The organism is candidate division WWE3 bacterium (genome assembly GCA_026396615.1).
GTDB lineage: Bacteria > Patescibacteriota > WWE3 > JAPLWK01 > JAPLWK01 > JAPLWK01.
In genome coordinates this window covers 1-12,123 of sequence record JAPLWK010000007.1, presented here as the reverse complement: position 1 = coordinate 12,123, position 12,123 = coordinate 1, and the positions used below count along the sequence as shown (strand labels likewise).

14 protein-coding genes are annotated in these 12,123 nt (G+C 41.7%); 2 read left to right on the top strand and 12 right to left on the bottom strand.

Annotation, left to right across the window (positions count from 1 at the left end; all coding sequences use genetic code 11):
- The 12 genes from NT141_01530 to NT141_01475 all read right to left on the bottom strand — a co-directional run.
- On the bottom strand, nt 1–386 hold a 386-nt coding region (locus NT141_01530; GenBank protein ID MCX6783737.1), incomplete at its 3' end, for a hypothetical protein.
- Nucleotides 387–464: 78 nt separating this feature from the next.
- Nucleotides 465–1,244, bottom strand: a complete 780-nt coding sequence (locus NT141_01525) for a hypothetical protein (protein ID MCX6783736.1) — start codon at nt 1,242–1,244, stop codon at nt 465–467.
- A 21-nt stretch (nt 1,245–1,265) separates the two neighbouring features.
- The gene (locus NT141_01520; protein ID MCX6783735.1) at nt 1,266–1,604 is read right to left on the bottom strand and encodes a hypothetical protein; all 339 of its coding nucleotides are present in this window, start codon (nt 1,602–1,604) and stop codon (nt 1,266–1,268) included.
- Nucleotides 1,601–2,041, bottom strand: coding sequence for a tRNA (adenosine(37)-N6)-threonylcarbamoyltransferase complex ATPase subunit type 1 TsaE (gene tsaE, locus NT141_01515; GenBank protein MCX6783734.1), 441 nt, complete (start codon nt 2,039–2,041; stop codon nt 1,601–1,603). Before tsaE ends, NT141_01520 begins: the two co-directional genes overlap by 4 nt.
- Nucleotides 1,996–2,367 (bottom strand): VanZ family protein, encoded by a 372-nt coding sequence (locus NT141_01510; GenBank protein MCX6783733.1) that lies wholly within the window; start codon nt 2,365–2,367, stop codon nt 1,996–1,998. The genes tsaE and NT141_01510 overlap by 46 nt, the downstream gene beginning before the upstream one ends.
- Complete coding sequence (locus NT141_01505; GenBank protein MCX6783732.1) at nt 2,364–3,155, bottom strand: hypothetical protein; 792 nt, start codon at nt 3,153–3,155, stop codon at nt 2,364–2,366. The genes NT141_01510 and NT141_01505 overlap by 4 nt, the downstream gene beginning before the upstream one ends.
- A gap of 5 nt (nt 3,156–3,160) precedes the next feature.
- Complete coding sequence (locus NT141_01500) at nt 3,161–4,222, bottom strand: peptidoglycan DD-metalloendopeptidase family protein (protein MCX6783731.1); 1,062 nt, start codon at nt 4,220–4,222, stop codon at nt 3,161–3,163.
- 16 nt (nt 4,223–4,238) lie between these two features.
- Nucleotides 4,239–5,111, bottom strand: coding sequence for a permease-like cell division protein FtsX (locus NT141_01495; GenBank protein ID MCX6783730.1), 873 nt, complete (start codon nt 5,109–5,111; stop codon nt 4,239–4,241).
- The gene (ftsE, locus tag NT141_01490) at nt 5,104–5,790 is read right to left on the bottom strand and encodes a cell division ATP-binding protein FtsE (GenBank protein ID MCX6783729.1); all 687 of its coding nucleotides are present in this window, start codon (nt 5,788–5,790) and stop codon (nt 5,104–5,106) included. The genes NT141_01495 and ftsE overlap by 8 nt, the downstream gene beginning before the upstream one ends.
- A 5-nt stretch (nt 5,791–5,795) precedes the next feature.
- Nucleotides 5,796–6,167, bottom strand: a complete 372-nt coding sequence (locus tag NT141_01485; GenBank protein MCX6783728.1) for a hypothetical protein — start codon at nt 6,165–6,167, stop codon at nt 5,796–5,798.
- Nucleotides 6,168–6,176: 9 nt separating this feature from the next.
- Nucleotides 6,177–7,181 carry a peptide chain release factor 2 gene (gene prfB / locus NT141_01480; protein ID MCX6783727.1) on the bottom strand — a complete coding sequence of 335 codons (1,005 nt, stop codon included), beginning with the start codon at nt 7,179–7,181 and terminating at the stop codon, nt 6,177–6,179.
- Complete coding sequence (locus NT141_01475; GenBank protein ID MCX6783726.1) at nt 7,178–9,832, bottom strand: ATP-dependent Clp protease ATP-binding subunit; 2,655 nt, start codon at nt 9,830–9,832, stop codon at nt 7,178–7,180. The genes prfB and NT141_01475 overlap by 4 nt, the downstream gene beginning before the upstream one ends.
- Between NT141_01475 and NT141_01470 the strand changes: the two genes are divergently transcribed.
- Together NT141_01470 and NT141_01465 are read left to right on the top strand one after the other, a co-directional pair.
- Entirely contained in the window at nt 9,831–10,898 is a 1,068-nt protein-coding gene (locus NT141_01470) for a glycosyltransferase family 4 protein (protein MCX6783725.1), read from the top strand. The genes NT141_01475 and NT141_01470 overlap by 2 nt on opposite strands.
- Before the next feature lie 54 nt (nt 10,899–10,952).
- Nucleotides 10,953–12,080, top strand: coding sequence for a glycosyltransferase family 4 protein (locus tag NT141_01465; protein ID MCX6783724.1), 1,128 nt, complete (start codon nt 10,953–10,955; stop codon nt 12,078–12,080).
- Nucleotides 12,081–12,123: the final 43 nt, after the last annotated feature.

Genomic DNA, 12,123 nt, shown 5'->3' with positions numbered 1-12,123 from the left:
ACATAATAAGTCTCGTAGGATTTATTCCGCATAATATAAATAGGGTCATTAATTTCTAAATTGCCGAGTCCCCGAAACATTTTTGGTTTATCATGAGCGAAGATGACGATGTTGTTGACCGGCGTTCCGGCGGCGAGGCTGGCGGCGTCATCAAAGGCCTTCCAGGTATTTTCAACGATCGCGGCCGGTTTTACCGATAAGTTTGTGCTTAGTTTTGGAATAATAATTCTGGTAATAAGTTTGTTATTTACTACGGTTGTAGTTAAGGCCAGTGCGGGGGTTACCAATGTTCCAGATGGTTCCGTTTGACCGTAAAGCAGCGTGGTAGTTAGGATTATAAAGGGCAGGATACCTAAAATGACGTAGATGAGTGCCAAGGCTTTCACGCCGGAATTCTACCGCAGTCGTCTTATAACTTCAAGTGCACCTGCTGACAATTATTAGCACGTGCTGAATTCTGTCATTTAAGAAAATGTAGGTGGTGCTTTACGGTGGAGGCACATGCGGAAGCCACCAAGAATGAGAAGAAGACCGATGCCGCTGCCTAAAATTAAGAAGATTAGATTTGGTGAAAAGATCGAAGTGTCGGCACCCAACGTTGCGCTACCGAGAACGGCTGGCGTTGGTTTTTCCGGCGGTTCTTCGGCCGTTAACTTTATAGCTCCGGGTGCTACTCGGATATTATTCGTGGCGGTGCCCAGGACGCCCAGATTTAATTCTGCATTATCAGTGCTGTTTGCAGACACGTTAGTGGTAGTTGTTGCCGGTTCTCCAAAGATCGTCAGAGTTAATCCGGTTAACGATTTGCTCGCGGCGTTTTCTTCCGCGTCATCCCTCGTCATAATTTCTAGATTATATTTGGCTTCATAGCCGTCTTTAAGAGCGTCGCCCGGAAATGCTTGTGAGTTATTGACCCAGTCCGCAAGCGATGACCATTGCGTGCTACTACCTCCTGATGTTGTTAGTCGAATCTGAATTGAATCTTTAAGGGCGTCGTAGGAACCGGCCGGATTTTCTTTAAAACTATTATTTAATTGACTACTAAGGGTTAAGGCGGAATTATCATCACTAGTATTTTTAATAATTAGGGTTTGGCTTTTAGAAATTCCCGGGATAAGATTATTAAACTCAGTTTGATTATTAACCGTTGAAACTTTTAGACTGCTCGTCGCAAAGGCAATATTTGTTGACAACCCTAAACTTACCGCGACGCAAATCGTCGTCGCTATGAGCCTATTAAACATATTTATTATCCCAATATATTTCTAGACCTTTATTATGTTGCCGTCAACCTTTTTAGGAGTTATGTTTGGTGGGGAGGGGTAGGCGGGGTCGTTTAGATCCTTAAAATCAATTAATTTTCCGGTGGTGTAGTTTAGTGCGTTACTAATTGCGGCGCCTATTCTTAAGCCTGTAAAAGATGGTCCGCTAGGAATCGTCGTGATCTTGTCAACATCGTTTAGCTTTAGATTCGACTCGGTCAGAAGTAGTTTGAGAGCCACTAAAATATCGCCATCTGTTTCAATTTGTTTAATAATTTTATCACCCTCTTTGAGAGTAACTTTTTTTTGATAACGAGTTGAAGAGTCGATTTCAATAATCATATTTTAAGTTCTTCCGGTAATATTATTTTTCTTTGTTGTCCTTCAAGTGTCTCAAAAGATATTTTTAAAGTCGTCTTTGGTAGAATGCATGCGATTCGCTCCGGCCATTCAATTATCGTCAGCGAGTTTGGTTGGCCACATAAATTTAAGATGTCTAGACTTTCGAGGTCGCTTGGTCCACTCACACGATAGCAGTCGAGATGATTTAAAGTACTAAATTTACTATTTTCTATTTTATATTGTCGTAAAATTGTAAAAGTGGGGCTTAAAACACGGCTTTTTACTCCTAAGGCTTTAGCAAGGCCTTGAGTGAAAGTTGTTTTACCACTCCCCAGGTCTCCTTGTAAAGCAAGGACGTTGCCACTCTTAAGCTTGGTGCATATTTGAGCGGCTATTTTTTTAGTTTCGTCCGAATTTTTGGTAATAACTTCGACCATAAATTTAATATTACTATTCCTAAAGTGCCGCTACTAATGTCAATCAAAACGTCAGTTATCCTCGGACTGCGGCCGGGCACAAACGATTGATGAATTTCGTCCGTTATCGCGAATATTCCCAGTATTATTAAAGATAGCCACCATTTTTTAGTACTTCGTTGTAACAAAACATAAAAAATGACGTACTCCGTAACGTGAACAAACTTGTGAGCTAGGAAGTCAATCAGTCTCACGTTAGAAACGCTACGGCCGACCGTTGAACTTCCTAAAAATATCAAGCCTGCCCAGATAAAAATTGGTAAATAAATTGTTAGTAATCTTTTCATTTTATAATCTGTCTCCGCTTCAAGAAAAAGTAAACACCTATAATTACAATCCCAATAATGCCTAGAGACCCGAGTATTATAACGTATTTGTTGGTTGCTCGGCTTGAGGGCGTCGCTTGGGCTTCGGGTGTAGCTATGAGTTCCTTGGCGGTGGTACTCGCCCCGGCCACTTTTGGTACTTCTTGAGCCGAAAAGGTGGCTGGGAGTTTTATATCTAGGTGCGTAGGTTGAGTAGGTTTGATAGGTATGGTAGGTACGATAAGATCTGATGATTGATCGGTTTGATTTGTGGCGTCGGTCGCGTCGTTTTGTTCCGCAGAATCAACGTCTGCCTGTGGTGGCGCATTATTAGCTTCGGGGCTATTTGTTTTTGGCGGTGGTTCAGGAATTGGTAATGGATCCATGGCGGTCAGCTTAATGGCGTAAGAAACCGATGATTTATCAGGATCACAGACTCTAATTCGTAATTTTCCATCTCCGGGTTCCGCGGTTGTTGATATTTTTCCAATTAAGTTACCTTCCCAGTGGCCTAGATTGTCTGTTTTGATCATTAAAGTGTTATTGCAGGATCCTGTGTCGTTGTAGCCAATAAACTTATCACCGTTTTTAATTTGACCGTAGCCGTAGTAATCTTTGCTACCAGCGACTCCGATTTTAAGGGCCGCTTCTTTGTTACTAGGGAGGCCGGAAACGCTAGCCTCAATTTGAAATTCTGAATTTATTTTTATTTCGCTTGGGAAGTTTGTGATTTGTAAAGAAACGGCGGCCTGAGTTCTATGCGGAAACAAAAAAACTAAGCCGATATAAATGACTGCAATTGCAAAAAATTTCTTACATTTTTCCCAAACGTATGAATACCATTTACATATCTGTAAGAGTAAGGAGTGTGGCCAAAACGCTGGGTAATATAAGGATCTTTCATGGGCCAGGGCCAGCTGCCACTACCAATTGTCGTTCCCTCAAAAGAATAGGAATTTAAATAGTCTTCCGCGTTCTGAAGGACTCCATTTTTGTGAACTTCAAAATGAAGATGGGCGCCGGTAGAGCACGATGGGGAACCGGTGTTACCCATGATGGCAATCGGATCGCCTTGCTTAACCGGTTTAGCTTGGGAATAGTCCGCTCCGGCAAAAGTGCCGTTAATGGCAGCGAGTTCACTTTGGGCCTGGTCAATAATTTGCTGATATTTTAATTCGTCATTTTGGGTATCTTTAAGAAGTTGGTCACGATCGGCTTTTTGACTGATTAACTGGGTCTGATTGGCAATTTGTTGCCGTTGTGAGGCTTCGATTTCCGCTTTTACTACCAAAGCATCAGCCTTCTTTTGATTTAACAATGTTGTTTGATCTTGATAACTTTGGCGACTGCTACTCATTTGAGTAATTAATAACTGATCGTTAAGTTCAGCGGTTTTTAAATATTCAATTTTAGAAACGAAATCTGAAAAAGAACCACCGCTAATAAACAATTCTAAAAATGGGGAAGTAGACGAAATTTTATACTGGGCTGTTAGCCGCGCTTCGAAAGCATTTTGTTGAGTACTTAAAGAGTCACTAAGGCGGCCGATTTTTATTTGTAAAGAATTAATATCGGTTCCAATTACCACTAATTCTTCGGTTTTTAATTTAATGTTAGCGGCTCCTTGGGCAATTTTAGCTTGCGTATCAACCATCTTAGCGTCAATTACCGCCAGCTCTCCTTTAAGAGTTCTCTCTTGTTGCTGGCTTTGAACTAGTTTAGGCTTTGTAATGTCTAGTATTTGCTGAGGGTCTGTTGTTGCGGTTGCGAACGACTTTCCAGATAAAGCTAAAATTATAACTAATGATGTTACTAATACAGGCAGTATTTTACGCATGCCTTTATTATAGCGGTTAATATTTAAGATAGCGACCGACTGCGACCACACTGCCAAAAGCGCCTAGTACCGTTCCCATTATTAGTTCCGCAGCGATTGCGATACCAATCATTTGATAACTAATTTGGGGGAAAGTGATGCCGCTAAAGATATAAGAAATTTTAGGAATTCCAAGAGGAATCGCAATTCCCAAGATTATTGACGTAATAATAGCCGATACTAAGCCATAAATCATGCCTTGAATTATAAAAGGATAACTAACATATCTTTTGGGAGCGCCGATTAATTTTAAAATCTCTATTTCAGAAGCACTATTATGAATCGAAATGCCAAGCGTTAAAAAGACAATTAGCATCGAGACCAGCCCTAGAAAGCCGATAAGAGACAGACCGCCAATTCTAATTGTTTTTACCCAGCTTTGAAAAGTGGCCACCACGTCTTTAAAAAAGATTACTTCGTCAACTTGTGGTTGTTTTTGCAGTTCAGATGAGATCATTGGTAAGTCATTTAAATCGCGGGCTTGAATGGCAAGAGAAGACGGGAATATTTTGGCGGTAATATTTTCTAAAATGGCCGGTTCGTCTTTATGTTGTTCTTGGTAGCTTTTAAAGGCCTCATCTTTGGAAGTGTATTGAACCCCCAGCACTTTACCACTGTCCTCCAGCGATTTTTTTATCGCCAGCACCGAATTTTCATCAACTTCTTTCTTAAAAAAAGCCGTCACTTCGGCTTTAGACTCTAAATTTTTTAAAACCACGTTACTGCCCCAAGCCCCCACACCAAAAATACTAATGACCGTAAACGTGGTAGTCATCATTATTACCGAGGCGGCCGTAAGGCCGGCATGTCTGCGAATATTATTAAAAGCCCGCGCAAAAACTTTAACCATGGGGATGATATTTTCCTTTCGTTTCGTCTCTAATTATTTTACCATTTTTAAGCTCAATAACGCGTTTTTTAAAAGAATTCACTATATCCACATTATGCGTAGACACAATTACCGTCGTCCCCTCGGCATTAATCTCACTGAGTAGCTGCATAATTTCCCAAGCGGCTACCGGATCAATCATGCCGGTTGGTTCGTCGGCGGCCAAAACTACCGGATTGTGAACTAGCGCCCGGGCGATAGCGATTCTTTGTTTCTCGCCTCCCGAAAGTTCCGCCGGAAAGTGATTAGCTTTACTTTCCAAGCCAACTTTTTTTAGAATTATTGGGACCAACTCTTTAATCTCATGGTCTTTTTTATTGCTTAACTCTAAAGCAATGGCCACATTTTCGAAAACGTTTTTAGTAGGCAGTAATTTAAAATCTTGAAAAACGACACTCACATCCCGTCTTAATTTGGGAATGAATTTATTTTTTAGACTGACGATTGAGTATTCATTTATAAAAATGTCACCACTAGTTGGCAATTCTTCTCGAGTCAACATTTTCAATAGCGTTGTTTTACCGCTTCCAGATGGCCCAACTAAAAACACAAACTCTCCGGGGTCTATTTTTAGCGTCACGTCCTCCAAAGCTAAAGTATTGTCCCAATATTTTTTAGTAACATTTTCAAAACGAATCATAATTTTTAAAAGCTAATCTTTTCGACTTGTATTAGCGGTTTATTATCAGTTGTCTTCATAAGCTTACCACTAACCGTCACATTTGTTCCGGCTAAAACTACGTTAAGTTTATCATCGGCGCTTTGGAGAAAGGCCGTCACGTTGCCGTCTTTATCAACCAATTCGTGAGTGACGGCGGGCTCCGTCGCAATGCTGACCGGGAAGATTTTGCCGCTAAAACTTGGCGTGGTCGTAGCTTTTAACGGAGTTTGAATGGCGTTCTTAGGAGCGGTCTGTTTAAGTAAAACACCGCTACCGTAACCGACTCCAATCCCCATTAAAGCGATAAAGACGATAACAAAAATAATCCTTGGGAGGCTAAAATCGGAACTAGTCACCACTTTATATTACAGATTTTTTAACTCTTCATCAATAAAAGCCTGAAGGTCTCCGTTAAGAACTGCTTCAGGGTTAGTACTTTCCACATTAGTTCTTAAATCTTTAACCATTTTATAAGGATGAAGCACATAGGAACGAATCTGATTTCCAAACCCTGGCGTTTTGTAATCGCCCTTAAGGCCTTTTTTAAGGTTGGCTTCTTTTTCCTCGGCCAGTTTATAAAGTTTGGCCCGCAGCATTTGCATAGCTATCTCGCGATTGCGTTCTTGAAAACGCTCCGTTTGGCAAGTGACCACAATACCGGTCGCGATATGTTTTATTCGCACGGCCGTCGACACTTTATTGACGTTTTGGCCGCCGTGGCCCCCGGCTCTAAAGGCGTCAAACTCGATATCATCGGGCTTTATTTCAATTACTTTATCATCGTTAATCACCGGCATCACTTCAACCCCTGCGAATGAGGTTTGTCGTAAATTATCCGCGTTAAAAGGGGATTGGCGAACCAATCGATGCACTCCGGCCTCACCTTTAAGCAAACCGTAGGCATTTTCACCGTTAACTTCTAAAGTAATAGACTTAATTCCCGCTTCCTCACCTTTTGTTTCATCCACTGTTTCTGTTTTCCAACCCTTGGCTTCAGAGTAACGTCGGTACATACGAGTGAGCATTTCGGCCCAGTCGCAGGCTTCAGTTCCTCCCTGACCGGCGTGAATACTTAAGAAGGCGGGGCCTTTATCGTAAGGGCCCGCTAAAAACGTCTTAATTTCCAAGTTCGCGAGCCTCACTACGGCCTCGGCGTCTTTACCGGTAGCAACGAGCGTGTCCAGCGTTTCAAACTCCTCCAGTGTCTTTTTAAGAGCCGACAAATCCTGCATCACACTTTGACCAAACTTCCAATCTTGCCACAACTCCGGCTTTTCCGCTTCTACCTCCAAAGTTCTTAACTTCTTTTGTAACTCGGCAACGTTAAGTTTGTCTTTAATTTTTTGCAAGCGCTCGCTGATTTCACTCATGCGGGGATTATATCAGTTAGTTCAAAGGTCTTAGTATCACCTTTTTTAAGCTCACCTTTAAGAATCATTTGGGCGATTTTAGTCTCTATTTTATCGGCTATTAATCGGTTAAGCGGACGGGCGCCCCAAACCGGATCAAATCCTTTGCTTGCAAGGTCGTTTACAATATCATCCGAAAATTTAATAGTAATTAGTTTTTTACTCATTTGATTACTCACTTTAGCCAGTTTAATTTTTACAATTTGTTTTATTTGCTCCTCCGTCAACGGCTCAAAAGTAATTAAGCCGCTAAAACGGTTTAAAAATTCCGGCGCAAACCGGGTTAATAGCTCCGCCATCAAACGTTTCTGTAATTCCTCAAAACTAACTTTGGCGGCGACGGCCTCTTGAATAGCGTGTGAACCAACGTTGCTCGTGGCAATGATTAGCGTGTTGCTAAAGTCTATGGTGCGGCCTTCGGTATCCGTCAACCGGCCGTCGTCCAGAACTTGAAGAAACAACAAGGTAATGTTAGGGTGGGCCTTTTCAATTTCATCAAGCAGAACTAACGAAAAAGGTTGGGCTCGTACGGCAGACGTTAGTCTTTCTACCATCCTGTCAACCGAACTGGATTCCTGATATTCGCTCATATCAACTCGAATCATCATTTTTTCATCACCAAAATAGGATCTCGCTAGAGCTTTGGCAGTCTCCGTTTTACCAACTCCAGTAGGGCCTGCAAATAAAAAGCTGGCAATTGGTTTTCCTTCTTCCCGAATCCCAACCCTGGCCCGCTGCATGGCGGCTGTTATTGCTTTAACCGCTTCTGCTTGGCCGATTATTTCTTTATGAAGAGTACTTTCTAGTTCTAAAAGTTTAGTCGATTCATTTTCGGTAATGCTGGTTAAGGGAATCTTGGTTTCCTTAGCAATTTCGGCGGTAATATCCTCTTTGGTGACTATAGTTTTACCGTTTGCTAAAACTTGGGCGCAGGTATTTTCTAAAATATCCACAGCTTTATCGGGTAATACTCGATCGTGAATTATTTTACTAGATAATTCAACTGTATTTAATAAGGCCGGATAGGTAATAACCACTTTTTTGGCTGCTTCCAGTTCAAAAGCGTTAAACTCTAAAATTTTTAAAGTATCCTCCTTACTCGCCTCATTCATTTCTACTTTTTGAAAAACTCTGGCAAAAGCGGCATTCGGTTCAATGTATTTTTTGTAATTAGGAATACTGGTGGCGCCAATAAAATCCAGTTCGCCAGCCGACAAGTGAGGCTCCAAAGTATTAAAAATGCTGCTAACTGTGGGGTCGGCTCCTACCGACGACACTAAAGTATGCACCTCATCAACAAAAAGAATAATATTTTTAGAAGCTTTAATCTCTTTAATTAAGCCGTTAATTCGGCCGTTTAAAGCTCCTGGCGTTTCCGCGCCAGACGTTAATGCTCCGACGTCCAGTGACACCAGCCTTTTAAAACGTAAGGCTGTACTTCCGGTTCCCTCAATTATAGAATAGGCGATCCCGCGAACGGCGCTGGTTTTACCGCAACCGGGCGCTCCAATTAAGATGACATTTTGACGAGTGCTTCGCGATAAAATTCCAACCATTTCCGCGACAATCTTTTCTTTGCCAATTGGCCGCGGTATCAAGAATTTCTGAGCTTCAGCGGTTAAATCTTCGCTATATTCGTCAAGTAGCGGGGTCGGCCTGGCTGTCCAGCCACGATTCACTCCACCCATTATTGGAATGGAAAATTCTTCTTCCCAAAACTTAGGAGGATTAATTAAGCTATCTTTATAAATTAACCAATTTAAAGTGTTACTTAAAACTTCACTGCTAAGTTCATAATCGGTTAAAATTTTGTCAAAAATTGTTGATGTTTTTAAAATAGCGTAGAACAGAAGTTGTGGTGTAACGTATTTTAATTTTCCGGTGATTCCTGCTTTGAACGTTAATTCTAAAACTGATTCCTTGTCTACTTGAGAAGAATCGATTGTTAGTAAAGATTTTCTAAATTCAGCAATGTCTACCCCGAGTCTTAAAATATATTCCGTTACATCAGGATAATTCAGTAACTTCTCAATAAAGTGAGAGCTTAAAAAATCGGCAGTTAATTTTGTAGAAGCCGCTAGCAGTGGAGATTCGTATTTCGATATTTTATTTAATTTCTTTCTTGGCCTACCTAAGAAATAAAAATTATAAATTAGAACTATCGCAACAATTGCTGGTAAAGCTAGGATTCTTAGAAATACAAGTAATAAAAAGAAGCTGGTTGCCCACAGAAGAAAAATAAAGGCGAAAAATCCGATGTCAAGAATCAGTATCATTGCTCCCAGAAGGACGCGAACAGACCTAAAAATAATTCCAAGTATCAAACCGATTACGCTATTGTCGCCGAAAATCGGCACAAACAGCATCCTCAGCATTAAACTAATTGCCAAGGTGTTATCAAAATAAACCAAGGAGTGCCGTAGCAGCCTAATTATTGCTTGCGGCGTTTTAATAAACCACCACTGTGCAAACCCTAAAAATAAGCGCCTGTGAGGTACTGTGAGCATTAACATAATATTATCAGAAAACGGCAGATATTTGTGCGATAATTTACTGGTATTAAAGATGAAAAAGATACTGTACGTTTTAAATTCCGGGAAAATTGGGGGCATGGAAAACCATACGTTGGACCTCGTCAGAGGTATGGTCAAAAAAGGGGCTGATGTGTGGGTGCTCTGCAGCGATGGCGAAATGGTGTCGCTCTTTGAGAAGGCTGGAGCTCACGTCATTATCGACCGAATCCGGTCGGATTTTGATTTCGCCTATATTAGACGTTTAGTAATTTTTTTAAAGAGTCGCCAGATTGATATTATTCACGGACATGAACTTAAAGCCGGGCTTAACGCTCTCATTGCAGGGTATCTCGCTAAAACTCCACTTAAGATTATTCACATTCATACGCCGCTTAGTCAGTGGCAAGTTTCACCGCTTAAAAAGAAACTGAACATAGCGATTAATAGATTTATAACTAATAAGTTGGCGGATAAAGTGATCGCTTTAACAGAATCTATTAAAGACGTTAGAATCAAAGAAGAGGGGATAGAATCTTCTAAGATTGTTGTAATCGGCAACGGCGTTGACCTCTCTCAGTTTCCTATTGTGGCCTCGTCGACCGAGTCAAATCCAGATAAACCGTTCGTGGTTGGCTATTTAGGGCGAATGACGGAAGAGAAAGGTCACGACGTTTTGATCAAGGGCTTCGCAGAGTTTTTGCAAAATTTCAAGTCACAGCCGGCCGATACTTGGCCCCGTCTTTTACTTGCAAGTACCGGACATTTGGAAGAATCTCTTAAAAAACTGGCCGAGGATCTCGGGATTCGTCGCAATGTTAGCTTTCTGGGGGCGATTCCAGAGGACAAGAAGTCCTATTTTTACGGGGATTTAGACGTTTTCGTTTTTCCAAGCCTAGCCGAAGGTTTTGGCATTGTGCTACTTGAAGCCATGGCTGCATCTACAGCTTGTCTTGTTTCTGATCTCCCCGTCCTTAAAGAAGTTGGCGATGGGTCAGTTTTGACATTTAAGGTAGAGGATCCTTTGGATTTGTCGCAAAAGCTTTATAGTCTCTTTAGAGATGCGTCGCGACGTTCAGACCTGGGTCGGAAAGCCCGTGACCGGGTAGCCAGCCTGTATACTCTAGATAAATTCTGGGACAATTACGCTAAGTTATACGGAATTTAATTTTTTGAAATCAAAAAAGAAGATTCCGAGCAGCTTGCTGCGAGAAGCTTCACTATGAAAGTTTTAATGCAAAGTCGTTACGATATTTTAACCAAGCAGGGTGGCGACACCGTGCAGCTGCTAGAAACTCAGAAGGCGCTTCAAAAGCTTGGGGTTGAGGTTGATATTAATTGCGCGGCCAACTTTGATTTAGCGGGTTACGACCTCGTGCATTTGTTTAATCTTGATTGGGTCCGGGAGACTTATCGCCAAGCCAAAAACGCAGTGGCTCAAAATGTTCCTTACGTTCTTTCTCCAATTCACCATAAATATAGCGACATAAAAATTTGGGAAGACAGCGATCGCTACGATTTTAAACGGGTCATCTACCCCATATTTAAGAGCTACAGCTCAAGGGAATTTGTTAAAAGTTTTTATAAAGCTCTCGTTAATCCTGTCGAAATTCCGGATTTCATTACTCAACTCCCGATTAGCACCACGGCCGCTCAAAAATGGGTTGTTGCGCATTCGTCATATCTACTGCCGAATGCTCTTGGGGAGCGTGATGCCATAAAAGAGGATTTAGGGATCGAATTTAAGTCGGACGTTGTTCCAAATGGTGTTAGTCCTGTCTTTTACAACGCTGATTCGTCATCATTTATCAAAGAATATGGTCAGTTTCCATTTATTTTGTGTGTGGGACGACTCGAATCCCGCAAGAATCAGTTGCGAGTGATCGAGGCGGTCAAAATTTTGCGCCAAATAGACCCAGCACTTCGTTTAGTTCTTGTTGGCTCTTATAACCCCCATCATTTCGAATACTCCCGCCTGGTAAAACGAGCGCTTCTGGAAAATCCTTGGATCGTCCACATCGATCAATTGCCGTATCTATCAATGCCGGCAGTTTTTGCGGCCGCCAAAACCCATGTTTCCGCCAGTTGGAAGGAAACCACGGGACTGGTAAACCTAGAAGCGGCTTTGGCAGGCTGCGGTGTTGTGGCCCCTCGTAAAGGCTACTGTGAAGAGTACTTAGGCGAAAATGGTGAATATTGCGATCCGGCCAATATCGCATCTATTGTTTCCGCAATCACAGCCTCTTTTACTCACAAACCGTCGGAGGATTTTAAACAAATGATTTTGCGGGACTTTACCTGGGAGCAGACGGCAAAAAAGACGTTGGCGGTATATAATAGTATTTCATGATTTCTCAAGCTTTACTGGCTTTATCCACCATATTTCTAACTTT

Coding starts and splice junctions, on each gene's coding strand:
- NT141_01525 (MCX6783736.1), bottom strand. CDS start 1,244: ATGTTTAATAGGCTCATAGCGACGACGATTTGCGTCGCGGTAAGTTTA.
- NT141_01520 (MCX6783735.1), bottom strand. CDS start 1,604: ATGATTATTGAAATCGACTCTTCAACTCGTTATCAAAAAAAAGTTACT.
- tsaE (MCX6783734.1), bottom strand. CDS start 2,041: ATGGTCGAAGTTATTACCAAAAATTCGGACGAAACTAAAAAAATAGCC.
- NT141_01510 (MCX6783733.1), bottom strand. CDS start 2,367: ATGAAAAGATTACTAACAATTTATTTACCAATTTTTATCTGGGCAGGC.
- NT141_01500 (MCX6783731.1), bottom strand. CDS start 4,222: ATGCGTAAAATACTGCCTGTATTAGTAACATCATTAGTTATAATTTTA.
- NT141_01495 (MCX6783730.1), bottom strand. CDS start 5,111: ATGGTTAAAGTTTTTGCGCGGGCTTTTAATAATATTCGCAGACATGCC.
- ftsE (MCX6783729.1), bottom strand. CDS start 5,790: ATGATTCGTTTTGAAAATGTTACTAAAAAATATTGGGACAATACTTTA.
- prfB (MCX6783727.1), bottom strand. CDS start 7,181: ATGAGTGAAATCAGCGAGCGCTTGCAAAAAATTAAAGACAAACTTAAC.
- NT141_01470 (MCX6783725.1), top strand. CDS start 9,831: ATGGAAAACCATACGTTGGACCTCGTCAGAGGTATGGTCAAAAAAGGG.
- NT141_01475 (MCX6783726.1), bottom strand. CDS start 9,832: ATGCCCCCAATTTTCCCGGAATTTAAAACGTACAGTATCTTTTTCATC.
- NT141_01465 (MCX6783724.1), top strand. CDS start 10,953: ATGAAAGTTTTAATGCAAAGTCGTTACGATATTTTAACCAAGCAGGGT.